This window comes from Planococcus beijingensis (assembly GCF_016820615.1).
Taxonomy (GTDB): domain Bacteria; phylum Bacillota; class Bacilli; order Bacillales_A; family Planococcaceae; genus Planococcus; species Planococcus notacanthi.
This window is the reverse complement of record NZ_JADHDZ010000001.1, coordinates 1,135,707-1,158,547: the sequence shown is the minus strand read 5'-3', so window position 1 is coordinate 1,158,547 and position 22,841 is coordinate 1,135,707. Positions and strand designations below refer to the sequence as shown.

General features: G+C 45.8%; 23 protein-coding genes. 1 reads left to right on the top strand and 22 read right to left on the bottom strand.

The genetic code is table 11. From position 1 onward, the window contains the following. Positions 1–4: 4 nt before the first annotated feature. The 8 genes from IRE19_RS05550 to murG all read right to left on the bottom strand — a co-directional run bounded on the left by IRE19_RS05550 (position 5) and on the right by murG (position 10,112). Positions 5–862: an AAA family ATPase gene (locus tag IRE19_RS05550; protein ID WP_203339576.1), complete on the bottom strand. Its 858-nt coding sequence runs from the start codon at positions 860–862 to the stop codon at positions 5–7. A 170-nt stretch (positions 863–1,032) separates the two neighbouring features. Beyond that, positions 1,033–1,230, bottom strand: a complete 198-nt coding sequence (locus IRE19_RS05545; protein WP_203339575.1) for a DUF6501 family protein — start codon at positions 1,228–1,230, stop codon at positions 1,033–1,035. 137 nt (positions 1,231–1,367) lie between these two features. Further along, entirely contained in the window at positions 1,368–1,958 is a 591-nt protein-coding gene (locus IRE19_RS05540) for a DedA family protein (protein ID WP_203339574.1), read from the bottom strand. Between the two features lie 89 nt (positions 1,959–2,047). Continuing rightward, the gene (gene odhB / locus IRE19_RS05535) at positions 2,048–3,310 is read right to left on the bottom strand and encodes a 2-oxoglutarate dehydrogenase complex dihydrolipoyllysine-residue succinyltransferase (protein ID WP_191714359.1); all 1,263 of its coding nucleotides are present in this window, start codon (positions 3,308–3,310) and stop codon (positions 2,048–2,050) included. A 24-nt stretch (positions 3,311–3,334) separates the two neighbouring features. Continuing rightward, positions 3,335–6,145 carry a 2-oxoglutarate dehydrogenase E1 component gene (locus tag IRE19_RS05530; RefSeq protein ID WP_203339573.1) on the bottom strand — a complete coding sequence of 937 codons (2,811 nt, stop codon included), beginning with the start codon at positions 6,143–6,145 and terminating at the stop codon, positions 3,335–3,337. 243 nt (positions 6,146–6,388) lie between these two features. Then, positions 6,389–8,035, bottom strand: coding sequence for a diguanylate cyclase domain-containing protein (locus IRE19_RS05525; RefSeq protein WP_203339572.1), 1,647 nt, complete (start codon positions 8,033–8,035; stop codon positions 6,389–6,391). An 18-nt stretch (positions 8,036–8,053) separates the two neighbouring features. Further along, positions 8,054–9,007: a diaminopimelate epimerase gene (dapF, locus tag IRE19_RS05520; protein ID WP_203339571.1), complete on the bottom strand. Its 954-nt coding sequence runs from the start codon at positions 9,005–9,007 to the stop codon at positions 8,054–8,056. Positions 9,008–9,035: 28 nt separating this feature from the next. Continuing rightward, positions 9,036–10,112 carry an undecaprenyldiphospho-muramoylpentapeptide beta-N-acetylglucosaminyltransferase gene (gene murG, locus IRE19_RS05515; protein WP_191714355.1) on the bottom strand — a complete coding sequence of 359 codons (1,077 nt, stop codon included), beginning with the start codon at positions 10,110–10,112 and terminating at the stop codon, positions 9,036–9,038. A gap of 220 nt (positions 10,113–10,332) precedes the next feature. Between murG and IRE19_RS05510 the strand changes: the two genes are divergently transcribed. Continuing rightward, positions 10,333–11,703 (top strand): MATE family efflux transporter, encoded by a 1,371-nt coding sequence (locus IRE19_RS05510; protein WP_191714354.1) that lies wholly within the window; start codon positions 10,333–10,335, stop codon positions 11,701–11,703. A 38-nt stretch (positions 11,704–11,741) separates the two neighbouring features. On the opposite strand, the gene IRE19_RS05505 is transcribed toward IRE19_RS05510, so the two are convergent. From IRE19_RS05505 to IRE19_RS05440, 14 genes are all read right to left on the bottom strand, one after another. Continuing rightward, positions 11,742–12,035: a hypothetical protein gene (locus IRE19_RS05505; RefSeq protein ID WP_203339570.1), complete on the bottom strand. Its 294-nt coding sequence runs from the start codon at positions 12,033–12,035 to the stop codon at positions 11,742–11,744. Beyond that, a complete protein-coding gene (locus IRE19_RS05500) occupies positions 12,032–12,913 on the bottom strand; it encodes a CobW family GTP-binding protein (RefSeq protein WP_191714352.1) in 882 nt (293 codons plus the stop codon). The genes IRE19_RS05505 and IRE19_RS05500 overlap by 4 nt, the downstream gene beginning before the upstream one ends. A gap of 57 nt (positions 12,914–12,970) precedes the next feature. Beyond that, positions 12,971–14,485, bottom strand: coding sequence for a lmo1851 family serine protease (locus IRE19_RS05495; protein WP_203339569.1), 1,515 nt, complete (start codon positions 14,483–14,485; stop codon positions 12,971–12,973). A gap of 358 nt (positions 14,486–14,843) precedes the next feature. Then, positions 14,844–15,548: a purine-nucleoside phosphorylase gene (gene deoD / locus IRE19_RS05490; protein WP_191714350.1), complete on the bottom strand. Its 705-nt coding sequence runs from the start codon at positions 15,546–15,548 to the stop codon at positions 14,844–14,846. A 69-nt stretch (positions 15,549–15,617) separates the two neighbouring features. Continuing rightward, a complete protein-coding gene (locus IRE19_RS05485) occupies positions 15,618–15,833 on the bottom strand; it encodes a YozE family protein (protein WP_203339568.1) in 216 nt (71 codons plus the stop codon). Positions 15,834–15,891: 58 nt separating this feature from the next. Next, entirely contained in the window at positions 15,892–16,317 is a 426-nt protein-coding gene (gene msrB / locus IRE19_RS05480; RefSeq protein WP_191714348.1) for a peptide-methionine (R)-S-oxide reductase MsrB, read from the bottom strand. Next, positions 16,314–16,844, bottom strand: coding sequence for a peptide-methionine (S)-S-oxide reductase MsrA (msrA, locus tag IRE19_RS05475; protein ID WP_191714347.1), 531 nt, complete (start codon positions 16,842–16,844; stop codon positions 16,314–16,316). Before msrA ends, msrB begins: the two co-directional genes overlap by 4 nt. 16 nt (positions 16,845–16,860) lie before the next feature. Continuing rightward, positions 16,861–17,436, bottom strand: a complete 576-nt coding sequence (locus IRE19_RS05470) for a YpmS family protein (RefSeq protein WP_191714346.1) — start codon at positions 17,434–17,436, stop codon at positions 16,861–16,863. 12 nt (positions 17,437–17,448) lie between these two features. Next, entirely contained in the window at positions 17,449–18,249 is an 801-nt protein-coding gene (locus tag IRE19_RS05465) for a GDSL-type esterase/lipase family protein (RefSeq protein ID WP_203339567.1), read from the bottom strand. A 39-nt stretch (positions 18,250–18,288) separates the two neighbouring features. Then, the gene (locus IRE19_RS05460; RefSeq protein WP_203339566.1) at positions 18,289–19,128 is read right to left on the bottom strand and encodes a DegV family protein; all 840 of its coding nucleotides are present in this window, start codon (positions 19,126–19,128) and stop codon (positions 18,289–18,291) included. An 87-nt stretch (positions 19,129–19,215) separates the two neighbouring features. Continuing rightward, entirely contained in the window at positions 19,216–19,956 is a 741-nt protein-coding gene (locus IRE19_RS05455; protein WP_203339565.1) for a lysophospholipid acyltransferase family protein, read from the bottom strand. Continuing rightward, positions 19,949–20,446 (bottom strand): dihydrofolate reductase, encoded by a 498-nt coding sequence (locus IRE19_RS05450; protein WP_203339564.1) that lies wholly within the window; start codon positions 20,444–20,446, stop codon positions 19,949–19,951. Before IRE19_RS05450 ends, IRE19_RS05455 begins: the two co-directional genes overlap by 8 nt. A 367-nt stretch (positions 20,447–20,813) precedes the next feature. Further along, positions 20,814–21,758: a thymidylate synthase gene (locus tag IRE19_RS05445; protein ID WP_203339563.1), complete on the bottom strand. Its 945-nt coding sequence runs from the start codon at positions 21,756–21,758 to the stop codon at positions 20,814–20,816. Positions 21,759–22,125: 367 nt separating this feature from the next. After that, on the bottom strand, positions 22,126–22,719 hold the full coding sequence (locus IRE19_RS05440) for a YpjP family protein (RefSeq protein WP_203339562.1): 594 nt from the start codon (positions 22,717–22,719) through the stop codon (positions 22,126–22,128). Between the last annotated feature and the right edge of the window lie 122 nt (positions 22,720–22,841).

Below are 22,841 nucleotides of genomic sequence, written 5' to 3'. Positions count from 1 at the left end.
CCACCTACTTTTTCCAAGTATGAGCCAAGTCCATGAACAAATCGCGTTCACTTTCATCTTCCAACTTTTCGGCAATCGCGTATCGCACGGCGCGCAGCGGATCCATGTATTGGGCCAGCGCCGTAGCATCCAGCAAACTGCGGATCGAAGCGGCTTCTTCCGACAACAAACCATTCTTCACTTGCTTCATCAAGTCTTCCGCCAGATTCAGCATAAACGATTTCAGAGTTCCGTCTGCATCCGGGAATTCACGGTTCCAAAGCTCTGCAAGCTGCTGGCCGGTCAAATAAGGAATCGGATACGCAATGAAGCGGTTCTTCAACGCTTCGTTCATCGGTGCCGTGCCGATATAGCCTTCATTGATCGCTGAAATGACGCCGAAATCCGGATGGGCTTCAATCACTTCTCCGGTAAACGGATTGGTCATCATGCGGCGATGATCCAGCGCGCTGTGCAGAATCGGCAGCGTTTCGGCTTTGGCCATATTGATTTCATCAATATATAGGAAATGGCCTTTTTTCATGGCAGTTACGACAGGACCTTCTACAAACTCGATGACGCTTTGGCCATCCCGCTGCACCAAAGTCTTAAAGCCCAATAGCGCTTCAGCATCGAGGTCAACCGAACAGTTGATGCTTTGCATCGGCTGGCCGAAAAGAGCCGATATGCTTTCAGCCAGCTTGGTCTTGCCTGCTCCGGTCGGTCCTTTCAGCAATACAGGCTTGCGCAATACCACTGCTGATAGAATATCCTGCCAGAGATGGTTATCGGGAGCAATATAACCCGGCTTTCCGATTAATTTAGTGTAATCTTCATGTCTCCGTTCTTTACGCTTCGTGATATCCTGTTCAATCAATGACATTCCTATTCCTTCTTTCCACAGAAAAAGCCGATGTGAATCCATCGGCTTTTTGACATTCTTTATGGCTGGCAGCAGCCAATTGTACCGGCAAAAGTCGCCGCTATTCGGTTGTCCCGCATTAACGGGCAGCAATGGAAAAAATCCTCTCTATTGCTGAAGATTTCTTTTGATCACTCGAAATATGTTTTGTAGAATCCGCCAATTTTGCCCGTGTTATCCACGACAAAAATGAATTCTTCGGTTTCGTTTTTCACTTCGTATTCTTTGCCTACAGTCAGCACATTGGAAACCAAAAACTTAGCTGCGTCGGTATGTTTGCATGTGACCGTTTTGATTGTTTCTTTTTCCAGCCATTCGTTGTGAATCATCGTCCTCATCCTTTTCTATCTGTCTATCCTTCAGTATAAGGAAAACCCCGGTTAATTTCAAACCGGCTCCTGAAAATCTATTGTTCCTGCACCACCGATATACCTAAAAGATAAAACACCTTAATTTTCGAGACGTTTCACTTTTTCGTAAACTTTGCGCTATACAAATAGCGCAGCAGGGCCGCTGCTACAATAAGGACCGATACCAAGACCAGAAAACCCTGGAGGTGTTCAAGAATGGTCTGATAAGCATAAGGGAACATCCTGCCAATATTAAAGTAGATGAACATCCAGACAAAGCCGGCTGTATAAGCAAACATCAAATAGCGCATAAAAGGAAAGCGGTTGGCTCCGACGACATATGGCATAGCCCAACGGATTCCCGGCAGGAAAAAACTGAAAGCGATCGCCCATTCCCCATTCTTTTCAAGAAAGGCACTAAAGCGGCTGATTGGGCCATTCAGGGGCGTCTTGTTCAACCGGTTCAACAGCCGGTGCCCCAAACTGCGGCCGATAAAGTAGGCAAACGTATTACTGGTGACCAATCCCAAATAAGCGGAGAGAAAAGCATAGACCGGCTTAAAATAACTGATTTCCGTCAACACGCCTGAAAATGCCGCAGCCACTTCATTGGGAATCGGCAGTCCGAACAGCAACAGCCAATTAAAGACGAACATGCTGAAATAACCGTATTCCTTCACTAATTCAATAAAAAATGAGATATCCATGGATTTCTACCGCCTTTAGGCTGTTCTTATCCTTATGATGACAAAAAAAAGATAGTCCTGCAATGCAGGACTATCAGAGTGATCAATTCTTAAGATTCAAGCAACAAATCTTCAGGGTTTTCGATCATATCTTTAACCATTTTCAAGAAGCCTACAGAATCGCTTCCGTCAATGACACGGTGATCATAAGAAAGTGCAACGTACATCATCGGACGGATTTGGACTTCGTCGCCGATAGCAACAGGACGTTTTTGGATTGTGTGCATTCCAAGAATACCAACCTGTGTTCCGTTCAAAATTGGTGTAGACATCAATGATCCGAATACCCCACCATTAGTGATCGTGAATGAACCACCTGACATATCAGCAATTGAAAGCTTTTTATCGCGTGCTTTAGTCGCAAGTTCACCGATAGTTGCTTCAATTTCAGCGAAGTTCTTTTTGTCCGTGTCGCGAACGATCGGTACAACAAGGCCTTCTTCAGTTGAAACAGCAATCCCGACATCATAGAACTGTTTTAGAAGGACATCTGTCCCGTCCAATTCAGCGTTGACATATGGGTATTTTTTCAATGCAGCTGTAACGGCTTTAGTGAAGAATGACATGAAGCCAAGTTTCACGTCGTTGTTTTTAAGGAATTGGTCTTTTTTGCGGCTGCGCAATGCCATAACGTTTGTCATGTCAATTTCGTTGAATGTAGTCAACATGGCAGTTGATTGTCTTACTTCAAGCAGACGTTTTGCAATCGTTTGACGGCGTCTTGTCATTTTTTCACGGATGATGCGGCCATTTTCTTCATCAGAAGAAGGAGCTGCAGCTTTTGGTGCTTCCGCTTTTGCAGCAGGAGCGCTTGCAGCCGGTTTTGATCCGTGAGCTTCTACGTCCTGAACGCGTACACGGCCCATTGGGTCAACTGGCGTGATAGCAGCCAGGTCGATTCCTTTTTCGCGTGCTAATTTGCGTGCAGCAGGGCTTGCGATTGTCCGGTCAGAAGAAGATTGCTCTTCAGCTGCTGGATCTTTTTCAACAGGCTCTTGAGTTGCAGGAGCTTCTGTTTTAGCTGGTTCTTCGGATTTTTGTGGAGCTTCTTCAGCTTTAGGTGCTGCAGCTTCGCCAGAACCTTCGCCAACGATTGCGATTACTTGTCCAACTTCAACTGTATCGCCTTCTTGCGCTAAATGTTCTTGAACGACTCCAGCTTCTTCGGAAATAACTTCAACGTTGACTTTATCTGTTTCCAACTCAACGATGAATTCTCCTTTTTCAACTGTTTCGCCCGGCTGTTTAAGCCACTGAGCGATTGTTCCTTCTGTAATCGATTCTGCTAATTCTGGTACTTTGATCTCTGCCACAAAAAATTCCTCCTTAGATTATCCTTACAATTTAGCTAATGCTTCATCAATGATGCGTGCTTGTTCAACTTTATGCGCTTCTCCATCGCCTTCTGCAGGGCTTTGGCGCTGAATACGTCCGTAATATTTCACTTCTTTGCCGTCTGCCGCTTCACGCAGGTATGGATCCGCAAATGTCCATGAACCCATGTTTTGAGGCTCTTCCTGTACCCAAGCCAATTCCTTGGCATTCGGGTAACGGTCAACGATGGCTTTGATTTTTTCGGATGGGAATGGATACAGCTGCTCGACGCGGACAATATGCGCCCACTCGTAGCCTTTTCCATCTTTTACCCGTTCTGCTAAATCAATCGCCATTTTCCCGCTCGCAAATAGAATACGTTTCACTTTTTTAGCATCTTTGCCCATGTTCGGTTGTTCGATGATTGTCTGGAAGTTGCCTTCTGTCAAATCAGCTACATCCGCACCAACTAGAGGGTGGCGAAGCAACGATTTCGGTGAAACGATGATTAATGGGCGAATCGACTCTTCTCCAAGCATTTTAGCCTGACGGCGTAAAATGTGGAAATAGTTTGCTGCACTTGAAAGGTTTGCAACCGTCCAGTTGTTTTCAGCAGCCATTTGGAGGTGTCTTTCCAAGCGGGCACTCGAGTGCTCAGGTCCTTGTCCTTCATAGCCGTGCGGCAATAGCATGACCAATCCGGATTTTTGTCCCCATTTTGCGCGTCCCGCTGAAATGAACTGATCGAACATCATCTGTGCCATGTTGGCGAAATCGCCGTATTGGGCTTCCCAGATGACAAGCGCTTTGTCGTTTTCAACATTGTAGCCATATTCGAAGCCAAGTACAGATGCTTCACTCAACGGGCTGTTGTAGACGACAAACGATGCTTTAGCATCTGAGATGTGATGCAACGGCACAAGTTCATTGCCGTTCTTTTCATCATGCAGTACAAGATGGCGATGAGCGAATGTTCCGCGCTGCGCATCCTGGCCAGTCAAACGAATCGGATTGCCTTCTTGCAGGATCGTACCGAATGCAAGCGTTTCAGCATGTGCCCAGTCAATCTTGCCTTTGCCGTTGAACGGATCTTCACGGCGTTTCAGAATGCGCGCCAACTTGCCGAATGCAGAGAAATCACTTGGCCAAGACAGCAATTCTTCGTTCATCTTCGTCAGAACATCTTTGTCGATGCCTGTCGGAACTTCAGGATAGCCATTCAAGACGCCGTCAGGAATCTCGACTTTCGGGAAATCCGCAGATTTATTTTCTTTGACTCTATCGTAAGCTTCCTGCATTTCTTTCTGTATATCTGCATCAAGCTGTTTAACATCGTCTTCAGCTAATACGTTTTCTGCTGACAGCTGTTTTCCGTAAAGTTCACGGACTGTATCATGCTGGTGGATGCCATGGTACATCGTTGGGTTTGTCACCAACGGCTCATCCATTTCGTTATGGCCATAACGGCGGTAACCGATCAAATCAATCAGAATGTCTTTGCCGAACTTCTCACGGTATTCAAACGCCAACCGTGCCACAGCGACAACCGCTTCAGGCTCATCTGCATTGACGTGGATAACAGGAACTTCATAGCCTTTTGCAGGATCTGAAGAATAATGCGTCGATCTTGAATCAAACTGCTCTGTCGTAAAGCCGATCAGGTTATTGGCGATGATGTGGATTGATCCACCTGTCTGGTAGCCTTTAACACGGCTGAAGTTCAACGTTTCAGTCACGATGCCTTGGCCAGGGAATGCCGCATCCCCGTGAACAAGAATCGAGTAGGATTTATTAGGATCCATAGCTGCTACACCAGGTTTATCCGTAAGCTCTTGCGCCGCACGTGTCTGTCCTGCAACGATCGGGCTGACGATTTCAAGGTGTGAAGGATTATAGGCAAGTTTGATACTTGTCCCTTTTTCCGATTTAAAGGCTGCGCCCATATGGTATTTTACATCCCCAAACCAGCCTTTGGTGATTTGAAGTGAGCCGTCTTCTGGAAGGAATGCGTCATCTCCAACATGCGCAAAACCAGCAAACATCATTTCATACGGTTTGTTCAAGATATGCGTAAGCACATTTAAACGGCCGCGATGCGCCATTCCGATCATGATGTCTTGAGTGCCCGCAGACTCAGAAAGTCGGACCAGTTCATCCATCAACACAACAAGTGAATCCACGCCCTCAATAGAAAAGCGTTTTTGGCCGACAAACGTGCGATGTACAAACTTCTCGAAGCCTTCTACACGCGTCAACAAGTCCAAGACTTGTTTCTTTTTGTCTGCATCCAACTTGGGTTTGACTTCCCCAGCTTCAATTTTTTCTTGCAGCCAGCTGCGTTCCTGCGGCTGGATTACATGGGAAAATTCAAAAGCGACTTTATCCGTATAAAGCGATTTCAAATAATTAACCGCTTCCAGACCGTTTGCAATGCCGTTTGGTGCATTAGTCAGAAGTAATGATACCGGTACTTCTTTTAAATCCTGTTCAGTCAAGCCGTATGTAGAAGGCTCCAGACGTGAAGTATCTTTGGGCTGATCTTTCAGCGGATAGATATCCGATGCCAGATGGCCATGAGCGCGGATTGCTTCAGCCAATTGAACAGCAGCCAAGACTTTTGGGAAATTATTAGGTTCAACAGTTTCTGCAACTGCAGTTTGTTGACCTATGGTTGCTTCAACAGGTGGCCCATACTGTTTGAAAAGCTCAACGTATTCTGGATCAAGTAATTCCGGTGATTCTTGATACAGGTCATACATTTCCATTATGTACCCTAAGTTAGGACCAGTAATGGAACTCCATGGGGATTTTGCATCTGAATAATTGCTAGACATTAAAAAAACCTCCAACTATTTGTTTGACGGCAGTCACTTAATTTGTATATGTCTTGTCTATATTATCACGCATCCCACTAGACATAAAGCAGAAGGCGTTTTAGCAAGAAAAGTTTAAAATTCCCTATCAATCTTACTACTTCCCCAATAAAAAACAAGGCTTTTCGTGAAAATTTTCACACAGTCTGATTTAAATTGTTTTTATCCATTTTATAGGTTCCTTTTTGCGTCCGAACCTTGCCGTTAAAGGGATGAATACAGGAAGAAACTCCCTTTTCCGCTGCTTTTCGCTAAGTAGAGGGCGGCATCTGCTTTTTTGACCAATTCTTCAAAATTATTGCCATGCATCGGAAAAATGGAAATGCCGGCCGATGAAGTCGGGGTGAACCAATGGCCATTGATTTTCCAGCCTTCTGAAAGTGAGTGATTGATGCGGCTGATGACTTTTTCAATCAGCACTTGGCTTTCTTCCGGTGCCATGCCGAACAGTGCGACCAGAAATTCATCGCCTCCCACACGTGCAACCAAATCTTCTTTGCGGATGCTGTTTTTTATCGCCTGGCCGAAATGGTAGATGAAATCGTCGCCGACGTCATGGCCAAATTGGTCATTGATGGATTTAAAATCGTCTCCATCAATGTACAGAAGGGCAATGTATTCTCCTTTTTCAGCCGCTTCTTGTTTCAGCTTTTCAAATTGCTGAACCATCATTCGCCGGTTCGGCAATTTCGTCAAGCCGTCATGATAGGCCATATAACGGAGTTGCTCTTCCAGCTGTTTGCGTTCCGTCACGTCAAAAAGAATCGACAAGACTTGATAAATTTGTCCCTCCACATCAATCAACGGAATGATTGTGGCATCTACCCAGAACAGAACGCCATTTTTCTTCAGGCTGCGGATCTGCCCGCGCCAAATTTGCCCTTTCCAGACAACCGCGCGGATATTTTCATATTCTTCCGTTGATATGACCGCTTTTCCTATGGTAGAGATGTTGACGCCGATCAATTCTTCCGGCTGGTATCCTGTGAGTTCACTAAAATTTTCATTAACGAATTCTATGTTACCAGATACACTCCACATCGCGACAAGTGCTGCGTAATTAAGTGCATCCTTGTAGCTCTCCAGAATATTCTCGGTTTTTTTGAGTTCATTCCTCAAAAGCAGTTCACTGGTCAATTCCCTTAATACGACATGAAATGCCCGAATGATGCCATTTTCATTGATGGGTGAATAGCTGGCTGAAAACTTCGCTACCGTACCATCCTGCTTTCGTCGTTTCATAATCAGCGAAGTGCTTTTTGCGCCCGGTTTAAACTGTTCCAGCAAAAGTTTGCCGGGTCTGAACAGCTCCTTATGGTCATCAGACAGCTCATCGTAATAACGGTTGACCCATTCATCCTTCTTCACTCCAAATGCTTTTTCATAAGCCGGATTCAAGTCAATGACCATATACTCGGCCGATATCATAATCATGGGATCCACAGAGTTTTGAACCAGTGACTCGTAGAATAAATAATCCTCTTCTATTTTCTTCTGCGCTGCTACATTTCTCGTTACCGCCAGCACAAATCGCTGCCCTTTGAAATCAATGGGCGTCAATTCGGTTTCCATCGCGGTCTCACGGTCGCTGAATAAACTGTAATCGCGGTATATATGGTTCTTGCCCGCTTTCAATGCGATCAGGTACTGTTTTTTGATCTCCCTTGTCAGCTCAGGCGGCATGCTGTCTTCCAGCGTCGTGCCCACCAATTCTTTCTTGAAAATATTGAAACATACCGGATTGACGTAGACATACTCAAACGTCTCATCGATCTGTTTCATAAAATAGACCGGATCTTTTGATTTTCTGTAGAGCAGATCCAGCTGTTCTATTGTAAAAGGGTTGGGCATCCGTTTCACCGCTTTCCATCATACGAATTGTTTAGAGACAGTTGATACCTCTTCAATAAATTCATTATAACGTCGCTGTTCTTCTAAAGATTCGCTTGAAAGGATTCGACTGTCAGTTCCGGCTCCTTGCCAGTCGAATTTGGCTGTCGACAAATAAGTCGCATTGCCTGTCAATTGAAGGCGGATGTCATCTCCTTCGACAGCCACCGCACATTTGACCATTCCTCCAGGATTGTAAACAGCCACATCGCCATACGGCACCAGGCCTGCCATGCAGCTGATCAGCGCCGAAGCTGTCATCGCTGTTCCGCAGGCATTGGTGAAGCCGACTCCGCGTTCATAGGTCCGGACAAAAATACCATCATCCATAGGCGTTACGTAACTGACGTTGACGCCATCAGAAAAATAATCATTGGGGCCGTTGAAATACTGCGCCCACTTCTGCTGGTGGCTGGTATCTTTCTGCAATTCAGGCGGCACGATGCCGATCAAATGCGGATTAGGTACCGCTACTGCAGAAAACGGAATCTCTTCCGATACGAATGGCAAAGGTTTCGCTATCCACTCGGTATGGTTAGCCAGCTTCATCGGCAGACTGCTCAATGAAAAAGAAACGGGTGATATTTCCACGGCATAGGTTTCGATGCCTTCGTTCAAGGTTTCTTCTTTTTTCACGCGCAGTGAAGCTTTCATCGTCTCTACGACCGCCTCCTGCACCCCGTCGCGTTCACAAACATAACGCGCGACACAGCGAAGGCCATTGCCGCACATGGAAGCTTCTGAACCATCATTATTGAAGACGCGCATTTTCGCATGCGCAACAGAAGAAGGCAAAATCACCAGAATTCCGTCGATTTCCGGATCTAATTCCGACAGCTGGACAGCTATTTGCGCAAAATCTTCACGCTCAGCCGATTCAAACATATAGAAGGTATTCATTGAACCATGAACTTTTATCAATGTCATTTCCATTTTCGTCACCTCTTGAAAGTAATGGGAATTATTTAGCGTACGAAGTGACCAATTTGGCCATTTCAGCAGCGGTAATTGGAGATTCAGTTTGAGTCATCGTTTCGATCAGCTGGTCTTTATCTTGTTGCAGGCGCTCCAGTTCTTCCATAAAACGGTCGGCAGAAAGCTCTTCTTCTTCCACGACATGGGCAAAGCCCTGTTTTTCGAATAGATTGGCATTCAGTATCTGATCGCCGCGGCTTTTTTGGATAGACAGCGGCACAAGCAGCATCGGCTTTTTCAATGCCAGGAATTCGAATATGGAATTCGATCCTGCCCGGGACACAACAAAATCGGTCATATGCAATAGATGCGGCAATTCATGGGTAACGTATTCAAATTGGCGGTAATTCAAATGAACATCCAGTTCGGGCATGCTGTTGCCTTTTCCGCACAAATGGATGATGTTGAATTGCTCCAGCAGTCGCTCCAGGTTATTGCGGACAGCCGAGTTGATCATGGCTGAGCCTTGGCTTCCGCCCATAACCATCAATACGGGCAAATCATTATTGAATGGGCAGATTTCCTGCCCTTTTTCAGCAGAACCTTCCATCAATTCACTGCGGATCACAGATCCTGTACATGTCGATTTAGTGCTTGGCACGTGCGCCAACGTTTCTTTAAAGACCGTGAAAATGTGGTCGGCAAAAGGCAATGCCAATTTATTGGCGAGTCCGGGAGTCACATCGGACTCATGGATGATGACCGGCACCGACATCATGCGGCCTGCCATAACCACAGGAACCGATACGAATCCGCCTTTTGAAAAAATGGCGACCGGTTTGGTTTTGCGGATGATATTGAGTGCTTGTGTCAAGCCTGCACCCACACGGAATGGATCCGAGAAATTTTTCGTTGAAAAATAGCGTCTTAACTTGCCGCTGGAAATGGCATGGTAGGGAACTGATGGAAACGAATCCCGGATGAGTTCATTTTCAATCCCATCTTTGGAACCGATGTATTCGACGTTGAAGCCTAAATTCTTCAGTTCCGGAATCAATGCCTGGTTTAGGGAGACGTGACCTGCTGTTCCGCCCCCGGTCAATAAAATCGTTTTGTTGTCCATTGCGTGTCCTACTCTCATCTATATAATTTGGTATAGCAGGCAAGGCTTTTTAGAAGACCCATTTATGCTATACTGGATTTTATTTGCTAAATTGTAATCGGGTAGATTAACTTGTTCTTGAATTGGCCATCAATGCCGATAACCAAGCAATGCTTGATCGGCATTAAATGTAATCGTTCATTTTTTTATTTACAGAAGTTGATTGCGGGAGGAAAGAAATATGCACCAAACCAGAACCATGAAAGAGAAATTATTATTGTTAGTAAAAATTGTTTTTCCGATTCTCGTGACTCAAATTGCGATGTATATGGTGACTTTTTTCGATATTTACATGACTGCCCGCTATGGTACAGAAGATCTTGCCGGCGTGTCCATCGGGTCTTCCTTTTGGGTGCCCGTCTATATCGGGCTTGCAGGAATCCTGATGTCCATCACTCCAATTGTAGCACAATTGATGGGCGCTAAGAAAAAAGAACAGGTAAAAGAAGCCGTGCAGCAAGGGATTTATTTGGCCATTCTGCTGGCTGTGATCGTCTTCGCCTTCTTTTATTTCGGACTCGACTACTTGTTGACATTTATGGACCTTGAACCGGTTGTTGCTGATGTGGCGAGCCGCTATATTTTTGCGATGTCTATAGGGCTGATCCCGTTATTCGTCTACAATGCATTGCGTTCGTATATCGATGCACTTGGAGCTACTCGAGTCACAATGGTCATTTCACTATTGTCCGCACCCATCAATATTTTCTTCAACTACTTGCTGATTTTCGGCAAGTTCGGCTTTCCGGAGCTTGGTGGAGCTGGTGCCGGACTGGCATCGGCTATCACCTACTGGCTGATTTTAGCGATTGCGATATGGATTATCCATACACGAAATCCATTCAACTCTTATGGCATTTTCCGCAAATGGCCCAAATTATCCTTTAGCCGCTGGAATGAAATCAGCCGCATCGGTGTCCCGATCGGCATTTCGATTTTTGTGGAAACCAGTATTTTCTCTGCGGTGACGTTCATGCTGGCCGTTTACGGCACTGTCACCATTGCAGCCCACCAAATCGCCTTGAATTTTGCTTCCCTGTTATATATGCTGCCGCTCAGCATTTCCATGGGCGCCACCATATTGGTTGGCTACGAAGTCGGAGCCAAGCGTTTCCATGATGCCAAACAGTACAGTTGGCTGAGCGTCGGCACTGCCGTCACCTTAAGTTTCGTGTCCGCCTGCCTTCTGTTTTTCTTGCGCAGCGACATTGCGGCCTTGTATTCCTCAGACCCAGTAGTTGTCGAACTGGCTGTCCAATTCTTGTTGTTTGCCGCACTGTTCCAATTATCAGATGCCATACAGGCTCCGGTGCAAGGAGCTCTTCGCGGCTACAAAGACGTCAACATCACGTTCGTTATGGCATTGGTCTCTTATTGGGTAATCGGCTTGCCTGTCGGATACCTGCTTGCCAATTTCACTGATTTCGGTGCTTTCGGTTATTGGATCGGCCTTATTGCCGGCCTCACAGCAGGTGCCATCACGTTGTCCATCCGTCTGCTGTTGATCCAGAAAAAAATCGCCGCCCGGTCGCCGATGATTCAAAATCGATGAACCTTATGAATACACATCAAAAAAGCAGGAAGAGAAAATTAAAGATTTTCTCTTCCTGCTTTCGTTTTGTCCTTTTCCAAAACAGCTTTACTCTTTTCATCGGCCAGGTTTTTATATAAAGCAGCCAAGCCGTTTTTTTCTGATTCCGACAGATCCGACTGTCCGATCCGTTCCAACGCCAGTTCCAATTTCTGCTGTTTGGATTTCCGGACACGCGGATGCGTCAATTCGTCGTTGAGTTCGATCAGGATGTACTTTTCAAGCTCTGCCTGCGTCGTGATGTTTTCAGCAGATGCACGCTGCGGCCACAGTTTCCGGTACGATCCAATCATGGAAGCTCGACTCCTTCTAATCCTTCACCGATCACAACAATCTGATTCTGCATCTTGATGTACTCAGGAAGCCATTGGGCCATCCCATAAGCAAACTGAAACGCATGCGGATACTTATCACCTTCCAACGGCACATAGCCTTTGATGCGGAATACCGTATCCGGCAACGCGCGCAGCCAGTCTTCAAATTTCTCCCGTTGCACAGGTGCATCAAACTGCAGCACTTTGGCGTTTAGGTTTAACTTTGAAACAGGGGTTTTGGTGACGTCTTCTGATCTTGAAGGCGTCATTTTGTCAAGTGCAGAAAACGGCACTTTGGCATGCACGGTCTGAATGATCTGCGCTGTCGGGTTCAATGACTGGATTTCGTAGACGACCGTTCCCTGTTCGCCATCCGTCAATAAATCCATTTTATTGGCCAAAATCAAGTCGGCATGGCGGATTTGTTCCAAAAACAGCGAACGGATCTGCGGCGACAAGCTGTTGCGGTCCATCCAGCGTTTGCTGTCCGCTACCGTAACGATTCCTTTAAAGTTTAATTGGTCGGCAAACAACGGAGAAAAAATAGCGTCAAGCGCTTCCACTGGGTGCGCCGCCCCTGTCGTTTCAATCAACAAGACATCAAAATCTTCTTCTGCCAATAGCGTCTGGATCTGCGCTTCTGATTTTTCGGAACCCGAGCAGCAAATGCAGCCGTCGAGAATTTCCTTCAGCGGCACGCCGTTTTCCACTGAATCGGAATCCATGTTCATTTTGCCGAGTTCATTCATGAAGACTGCAGGTTTCAGTCCTTTATCTTTCATTTGGGTGATCATGCCTTTCAAAAGCGTCGTCTTTCCGCTTCCCAAAAATCCACTAAACAAATATACGTCTTTCATCGTCTCATCCTTTCGGTTACTGATTAAGAAAAGGCCCGCCTAAGCGGACCTCGAGAATTACTCTTCAGTTTCTTCTGCTGCAGAAGCTTCAATTCCCGCTTCTTCCATCAGAATCTTTTTGGCTTCCTGCAATTGCGGATCATCGCTTTCGATTTTCTTGCGCAACGCATCCATCACCGCAAATGTACTGTCTCCAGTAAGAATACCGTTCACTTCTAGTTCGTTTTCTTCCTGGAAAGTTTCAACAGCTTCCGTCATCTGCTCTTCAAATACACCATCCACATCTCCAACTTCGTAGCCAAGTGCTTCGAGCATCTGCTCAGCAGTTTTCACTTGTTCTGAAATCACACCGTCTTTTAGCTCCTGAGAAGTATCCAGGACCGGAAGAGAGGCATATGCCGGATAAGCAACTTTCACATCCGGTTCGATTCCTTTTTCATGAATCCAGTTGCCGTCAGGTGTCAGCCATTTAGCCGTCGTAAATTTCAGGTTCGAGCCATCTTGAAGGTCATTGGCTGTTTGGACCGTTCCTTTGCCGAATGTCTTCTCACCAACCAATTTGATATCAGCCGACTCGTTCATCGCTCCGGCCAAAATTTCAGATGCCGAGGCGCTGCCGCCATCAATCAATAAAGTGACAGGCACTTCGAGTTTCGTACCCGGTGAAGACATATAAACTTCAGGTTCAGCACCTTTTGCCTGGACTTCGAACAACGGTTTCCCGTCTTCAATAAACAAATCGGATATTTTAAGCGCTACATCCAATAAGCCGCCCGGATTCTGGCGAACGTCCATTACGGCCGCTTCCATTCCTTCAGCTTCCATTTCATCAATGGCATCAAGCAACTCCTGGTACGTGTTTTCAGAGAAACTCGTGATTTGGATATGGGCCACGTTATCGCCGACCATTTCCGCATAAACGGTTTCAATCGGTATTTCATCACGGACGATTGTAATTTCAATCGGCTCTGTGTTTTCACCGCGTTGAATGGTCAATGTAACTTCCGTTCCTTTTTCACCACGGATCAACATAACAGCTTCAGTGGTAGTGAAGCCTTGAATGCTTTCTCCATCAACCGCTAAAATCTGGTCATTCGGCAGAATGCCTGCTTTTTCAGCAGGTGAGTTTTTAATCGGTGATACGACTGTTACATAGCCGCCTCGCTCTTGTACTTCTGCACCAATGCCCTGGAAACTGGACGAAATCCCTTCCAGGAACTGTGAAGCTTCTTCTTCATTCATGTAATCGGAGTAAGGATCTTCAAGCGAATCAACCATTCCGTTGATTGCCCCGTTGATCAGGACATTTCTATCCACATCTTCGAAATAATTATTCTGTATTTTATCATAGGCTGTGTAGAGCTTGTCGAATTCACGACGCTCCGGCGAATTGACTTCCACGGCTTTATCGTCACCAAAGGTCAACGCAAAAACGGTCAAGCCTGCCGTTGCAATGATTAAAAGGAATACCAGCATAATAAAGCTGAATGTCTTCATTTTAATAACGTGTGACGGCGATTCCTCTGTTGGCGGAATTTGTTCCTGCTCTTCCCCCGGACGTTTGTCATCCATCTATATTTCACCACTTTCATAATTGCCTTTAGAACAGGAGGAAATGTAAAGAAAAAGACTGTCAAGACAGTCTTTTTCCTTTTATAAAGGCGCTTGCGCTTTTCTGATTGTCCAGACTCCAGTGCCCAGCTCTTCGGGATGTAAGTCGCTCTGGCTGTGCGGCTGAAAACATGCCGCTTCGCCAAATCGCCTTACACCTGTCAGAGCTAAACGGGCGCTTGCGCTTTTCCTTGTCCAGACTCCAGCGCCCAGCTCTTTGGGTCATAAGCCAACCCAGCTGCCGCGGCAAAGAACGCCACTCTGCTGGTCTATCTTATGCCCGGCAGAGCTACACGGGCGCTTGCGCTTTTCTTATATACTACTCCTGAATTGCAGCATCCAACGCGACAACGATCATGTCGTTGAACGTTGTTTGGCGTTCCTCAGAAGTTGTCACTTCACCTGTCAACAAGTGATCGCTCACTGTCAGGATCGATAGCGCCTGGCGGCCGAATTTCGCTGCCAATGTATAAAGAGCTGAAGATTCCATTTCTAGTGCAAGTACACCGTATTGAGCCCATTTTTCATGTTCTGCAAATTCGTTGTAGAAAACATCTTCAGTAAAGACGTTCCCGACACGTAAATTCAATCCTTTTTCCTGGCCTGCATTATATGCTTTCAGCAATAGATCGAAATTTGCTGTTGGTGCATAGTTGACGCCTTTGAAAATGATTTCGTTCATTTTTGAGTCAGTTGAGGCACTTTGAGCCAAAATAACGTCGCGTACTTTAACGTCTTTATGGATAGACCCACATGTACCAACGCGGATCAATTTCTGTACGTCATATTCCTGCATCAATTCAGTCACGTAGATTGAAATCGATGGTACACCCATTCCTGTTCCTTGAACAGAGATGCGTTTGCCTTTGTATGTTCCTGTATATCCGAACATATTACGGACTTCGTTGTATAAAGTCACATCTTCCAAAAACGTTTCCGCTATGTATTTTGCGCGAAGCGGGTCACCCGGCAGTAAAATCGTATCGGCAATATCGCCTTTTTTTGCGTTAATATGAACACTCATCTAAAAACCTCACTTTAATATAGTCGATTTAATCATACTGTTTTTTTCCTTATAGTGCAATGACGAGCCTTAACTCGCTGTATATTCTTCCCACATTTCATCGAAGGTGGATGCTTTCATGACCGGATGCGCTTTTTCTTCAATGTACTTTGACAAGTGGTCAAAGTCTCTGGAATTCTTAGGAAACGAATGATCCAAGAACATCGACTCCGCAAAACGCGAAAAATCATCGGCCACCAGTTTTCCGCGGTATTTTAATGCAAATTGATAGAATGAACGGTCCATGAAGGTCTCCTTCCTTATTTAGGGCAAAAAAAACCCGGACAGTTGTCCGGGCAACCCGTTATTCAAACAGTTTCTTGTATTCGGATAAGCCTTCAGCATCCAATTGTTCTTTCGGAACAAAACGGAGAGCTGCAGAGTTGATGCAGTAGCGCAATCCGCCAAGAGACGAAGGGCCATCCGGGAACAAGTGGCCCAAATGTGAATCAGCTGTAGCTGAACGAACTTCCGTTCTTCTCATGCCATGGCTTGTATCCAGGTTTTCTTTCACTTCTGTGTCTTCAAGCGGCTTAGCAAAACTCGGCCAACCGCAATGGGCGTCAAACTTGTCTTTAGAGCTGAACAGCGGTTTGCCGGAAACGATATCCACGTAGATGCCGTCTTCGAAATGCTGATCGTATTCTCCCTGGAAAGGAGGCTCAGTGCCGCTTTCCTGGGTTACATGATATTGCATCGGTGTTAATTTCGCTTTTAGTTCTTCTTTCATGCTTGTCCACCCCAGTTCTTTTCAATAAACGCTGTCCGACCCGAACCAACCGAATAACGGTTGTAATGGGCAGGGTTTTTCTTATAATAATCCTGATGGTATGCTTCTGCCAAATAAAACGGTTTCGCTTCCAAAATAGGCGTGGCTACAGGTTTTTCGAATCTGCCTGAATTGTCCAGCTCCTGCTTGGATTTTTCTGCAGCGATCCGCTGTTCTTCAGAATGATAGAAAATCGCTGTTTGGTAGGATTCGCCGCGGTCAAAAAATTGGCCGCCTGCATCTGTCGGATCAATTTGTGTCCAGAACACTTCCAATAACTTTTCATATGGGAAAATGTCCGGCTGGAACGTAATTTGTACGGCTTCCACATGTCCGGTTGCGTTGGAGCATACTTGTTCATATGTCGGATTCGGCAATTCGCCGCCCGTATAGCCACTCACTACTTCTTCAATGCCGTCCAATGAATCAAAGGGCTTGACCATACACCAAAAACAGCCCCCTGCAAATGTCGCTTTTTCTGTCTTCATGTGCTCACTCCGTTCCTTATGGTTCAATTGTCACCAACAAGCGGATATCATCCTCTTGCAGGTTGAACGATGCCGCCCGGACCGAGATGCCGTCATCCAACGGAATTTCCGTCAGCTTCAGCAGCACTTCCTCTTCAGCAGGCATCACTTCCATGAAATCCGGAAGTTCAACTGAGTCTCTTAGCAACTTTAACGCAGATTCAGGCGGAATATCCAGCATACCGACTTCCACAGATTTCTGTTCGAGCAATAAATTGCCATCTTCTTGAACAAGTGGCTCGAATTTCATCAAAATCGGCAATGTCACCGAAAAAATAGTCAACTCCGTCGATAAGCTGACATCGTCGTTAACGGACAACGCCAACGGAATCGGCTGGTCTTTCATCGCATCCTGTATATATGTGTTGGCAATTCCTTCAAAGTCAGCTTTCGTCGTATTGACGACTACCGTATTGCCGGCTGCCGGTGCATTTTTCAATGCCTGATAGGACGTGTAGTCCTTTGGAGGCGTCGTCATATAGAGAACAACGCCCACCAGCGCCAGTACATTCACTGCCAGCAAAATAAAAAACGCAAAACGCCATTTTTTCATTTTCATTACCCCTTACTCTTTGTAGCTCAACCCGCATTCTTCCATCCGTTCCAGGATGCGCTCACTCATCAAATCATAGCCTTTGCTGTTCGGATGAAAGAAATCAGTATGGTAAACCAGATTTTTATTCCCTTCAAACAAATCACTGACAGGCACAAAACAGGCCTGTGGATCCGCTTCAGCGCTTTCCTGCATGGCCTCGTTATAGGAAGCGATGATTTGATCGAATTCCTCCACTTCATCCGTTATGAGCGAGAAAGGGTTATAGATGCCCATGACGATGATGGGAACAGTCGGGTTGATGCTGCGGATAGCGGTAAAGATATTTTCAAATCGGTTTTCATACAAAATGAGTTCATCTTCAAAAGCTTGCATATTCAGTGAAAACAAATCGCGTTTGACGATCCGCATCACATCATTGCCGCCGATGGTCAGAGACAGGTAATCCGCTTCGGCTACCGGGCCGGTCAGTTCTCCCTGCTGGAACATCGCCAGCAATTGGTCGCTGCGGCGTCCACGTTTTGCCGTATTTTCAACTGCGACTCCTTCAACGCCCGGCCATGTCCGGATTTCAGCGGCTACTCTTCCCGTGTAGCCACCCAGATTTTCTTCATCTCCCACGCCTTGAGACAAGGAATCCCCAAGTGCAGTGATGACCAATGCCTGGGGGATGAAATTCGGCGGTACCGTATACCGGCCGATAGACGGTTCGTTGCGCGGTTCCGCTTCTTCGTTATTGAAGATAAAAGTTGGACTGCACCCCGCTACTATAGCTATGGACAAAACGACGATAATCAACAGGATGCGCTTCAAATTCGTCTCTCCTTTTTGAAAATGGCCTTACAGCTTTCTTTAATCCGTGTAGTACATAAAACCAATGGCTCCGACTCCTGTATGGGTCGAGATGACCGGTGTTGTAAAATCGAATTTAATATCCGTAAAACCCGTTTCTTTAATTTTTTCACGCAACGGTTCAGCCATGGCAAGTCCACCAGCGTGGGCAAGCCCGACGCCTTTAACGATTTTCCCGGCAGTCCGCTCTTTAAAATCGTTGAATAGATACTCGACCACCTGTTTGTGGCTTCTGACTTTCGCCACCGGTGTATAAGAACCATCGTCCAATGAAGCAATCGGTTTGATCTTCATCAAGGAACCAAGCAAGGCACGCCCTTTACCGATGCGTCCCCCTTTGACGAGATTATCAAGGGTGTCAACGACTACGAATAATTTTGTATTCAGACGGATTTTTTCCATCCGCTCCACAATCTCTTCCATTGACTTGCCGGCTTTTCCCATATCGGCTGCCTCGAATACCTGGAATGTCAACGCATGCGAAATGTAACGCGAATCGATTACGGTCACATCCGAGTCGGTCAGCTGTGCCGCTGTTTTTGCCGACTCCACTGTACCGCTCATCCCCCCAGTCATATGGATGGACAGGATCTGGTCGCCATCTTTTCCCAATTTATCGTATAGCTCTTTGAATACACCTGGAGCAGGCTGTGAGCTTTTTGGCATTTCATCGGAATTCTTCATCAATTCGAGGAAAGATTCCGGTTCAAGATCAACGCGGTCCAAATAGGTTTTGCCCCCGATTTGGATGGTCAGCGGGACCACATGCAAATTATATTTTTCAATGACCTCTGGTTTTAGATCAGCGGTCGAATCCGTGACGATATGAATCTTTGACATGAAATCACTTCCTTCTTATTCACTTAGTTTAAGGAATTGCCGGGCCTTACACAACTGATAGGATATCTTGCACAGTTCTATTTGCCGTCATTTATTGGTTTTTTGACGAGACAGCCCGGCAATGGCTTCTTCAATTTTTGATCGAACCAGATGGATTGCTTCTTTTGCATTCAACTGTTCGATTATGTCAGCTGGAATAGGGTCCAGAAGCTGAACTGCTACATCTGCCGGCAACACTTTATTGTTGTTTTTCTCCATGATGTCGGAAGTTCCGAGAATCGCAATCGGCAGGATCGGTACACCAGCATCTTTCGCAATACGCATAAAGCCGGACTTGAATTCGCCCATCCCTTCACCTTTGCTTCTGGTGCCTTCAGGAAAAATCAAAATCGAGTGGCCTTCCTTCAGCTTCTCCACGGTATCGGTGATTGATTTTAAGGCGCTCCGGCGATCGGTGCGATCCAAAAAGACACAATTCATCTGTTCCATATACAAAGGGATGATTGGCAGTTTCTTGACTTCTTTTTTGGAAATAAAACCGAAGGGCTTCGGAATCTTTGACAGCAGGACCGGAATGTCAAAATTTCCTTCGTGATTGCTGACAAACAGGACAGGCCCTTCAGGCAACTTTTCCAATCCTGTAATCGTAATCTTGCTCTGTGTCCGTTTCATGATGCCCATTGCCCATTTTTGAGGTTCTGTGTGAATCAATTCATCGTATTCCTGTACACTCAACTGCGGCTTCTGCTTGATGAATTTCTTCAGATTCACTGCACTGAGAGGCAAATAGCCGAAAAGAAACGAGAATGTGCGGATGGAATTAAGCATAGCTCTTTTTCTTTTTGCGCCGTTCATATACCTGATACGAAAAAGGCACATCATTTGAAATTTGCTGTTCCGACTCGGAAACGAGTTTCCATTCACGGCCGTATTCAGGGAAGTAGGTATCGCCTTCAAATTCCTGATGGACCAATGTGATGTACAGGCGGTCTGCTTCATCCAAAATCGAGTTGAAAATCTGCTCGCCTCCGATGATCATCACTTCTTCATGGGTTTCTCTTGCCAATTTCACCGCATCCTGCAAGTTATGGACCACATCCACCCCTTCTGCCTGGTAATCGTCGCTGCGTGTCACCACGATGTTGCGGCGTTTTGGAAGCGGGCGTCCAATGGATTCGAAGGTGTTGCGGCCCATGACGATGCCTTTTCCAATCGTGTGTTCTTTAAAATAAGCCAAATCGGCCGGGATATGCCAAGGCAATTCGTTGTCTATTCCGATGACCCGGTTCGGATCATGCGCTACCATCAATGAAATCATTTATTTTTCCTCCTAAACCGCGCTTGGCGGGTGTTGAACTTTAGTAGTTGTTGAAGAAATCGCTCCAGGCGGACGCTTTCCGCGGGCACGGCTTCTGCCGCTTCCCTCGCTTTGCTCAGTCCAGTGGCTCCACCTCGTGCTATTCCCGCAGGAGTCGCCCCCTTCCGCTCTTTCTTCTAATAGTCAGGTCCTTGCTAATAAATGAAAGTTCTAATTACTGCTTGCCCATTAAGATATGAAGCAAAACAGCGCAGACTTCTTAGGGAGCAGAAAGGAAAGAGGAATCTACTCGAGCGTCTTGCCCGAGTAAGTTCAGCCAGTGTCTTTGCGACGAAGCTAGCGCAAATTAGTTTATTTGCATAACTCGTTATACAGCAACCGGCGCTTTGATCCGTGGGTGTGGATCATAGCCTTCTATTGTAATGTCCGATAATGTCAGGTCGAAAATCGATTCAACTTCTTCGTTGATTTTCAAAGTTGGCAGCGGTTTTGGTTCGCGCGTCAATTGTTCTTTCACTTGTTCCAGGTGGTTTGAGTACAGATGGGTGTCGCCTGTCGTATGGACAAAGTCACCGACTTCCAAATTGCATTCACGGGCTATCAGATGCGTCAGTAATGCATAAGAAGCGATATTGAACGGCACGCCTAAAAAGACATCTGCACTTCGCTGATAAAGCTGGCAAGACAGTTTTCCGTCCGCTACGTAAAACTGGAACATGATGTGGCATGGCGGCAAAGCCATGTCATCGATGAATTCCGGGTTCCAGGCAGTGACAAGATGACGGCGGGAATCCGGGTTTTTCTTGATGGATTCAATGACGTTCTTCAACTGGTCAATGGTTCCGCCTTCTGTAGTAGCCCATGATCTCCATTGTTTGCCGTAAACCGGACCTAAATCTCCGTATTTCTCTGCAAATACTGGATTTTCGATTACTTTACGTTGAAAGCTTTGCATCTCGATCTTATACAGTTCCGCAAACTCAGGATCTTTTTGGGCACGGCGCCCGAAATCGGTCATATCGGGGCCAGTATATTCATCGCTTGCCACCCATTGCGCAAACGCCCATTCGTCCCAAATATGGTTATTGTCTTCAAGCAACGCCCGGACATTGGTATCGCCTTTGATAAACCAAAGAAGCTCTGAGACAATCAAGCGGAATGCCGTTTTCTTCGTGGTCATTAGTGGGAATCCTTCATTTAAGTCAAATCTCATTTGATGGCCGAAAACACTCAAAGTCCCGGTTCCGGTCCGATCTTCTTTTTGTGCTCCGTTATGTAAAATATGTTCGCATAAATCTAAATATTGCTTCATGTAAATCGCCTCCGTTGTTAAGTCTAATCATAACAATACTCTTAATGTTTATAAAGATTTTAGAAAGATAAGTTATACATCACAATCATTGTTTCAGAAACCGCTTCGGACGCTTTGGGCATGGCTCACACGATAAGCCGGAAAGATCATCCGTCTTATCGCTCCGCCTAGCCCTTGGACGCGCCGCAGCTTCATTAAATGTTCATAAAAGAAGCTTATACTTTTTGGTCTCCTATTATAAAGATATGAATAATAAAAGAAAAGCCGACGCAGTGGGCATTATTTTTATGGGATTTTACCAGTAATAGCTTATTCGTCCACATCATTGGTTTTGGACATACAAAAAACCGTCACAAAGTGAACGGTTTCAGGAAAGCCATTTCGGCGGTGTATTTTTGGACCAGTAAATGTCGCCCAAGGTAATGTGTTTTTGGAAGTTATCCTCGGCTAAGTGGTAATGGAAATTGAAGGAATAGCCGACTTGCGGTTTTTTCTCTGTTCTTACATGGAAACGGATTTCGTCATTATTGGTTTCGGTATCGTATACATGGAAAATCTTTTCAGAGTAATCACCTGATGGTTTTTCGGAAATCGCCAATTTGTTCAGTTTGCCGGTATCCAGGTTCGCCAAATGAAGATCGATGGCCCGTTGGATGTTCGGCAAGATGGAAGTTTGGAATTCATCCTGAATGACCGGTCCTATGCGCGAACCGAATTTTATGTAGGACTGTTCTTCGGCAGACTGGTGCACGGAGTGGATGAAGGAGTCGCCGGTATCGTAAAATTCGCTCGGGTCGATCCAATCATAGACATATTGTTTGTTATCGCTTTGCGCTGCATGTGATTTCGGTTGGCCTTTTTCGTCCAAAAGGGACTCCCAGATCAAGTGGTTCGGGGAGATTGCGCCCAATGTCAATACGGCAACTGTAATCATCAGCGACTTTTTCCACCAATTTTTCATCAACATCACCTTTTCATTTATGAACATTTTAGTAACGCGTTTGCTTATTTATACGAATTTCCTGTGTAAAGGTTTCATCTTCTTGAGATTCATTGTACAATAAAGTTATATACAATGCCTTG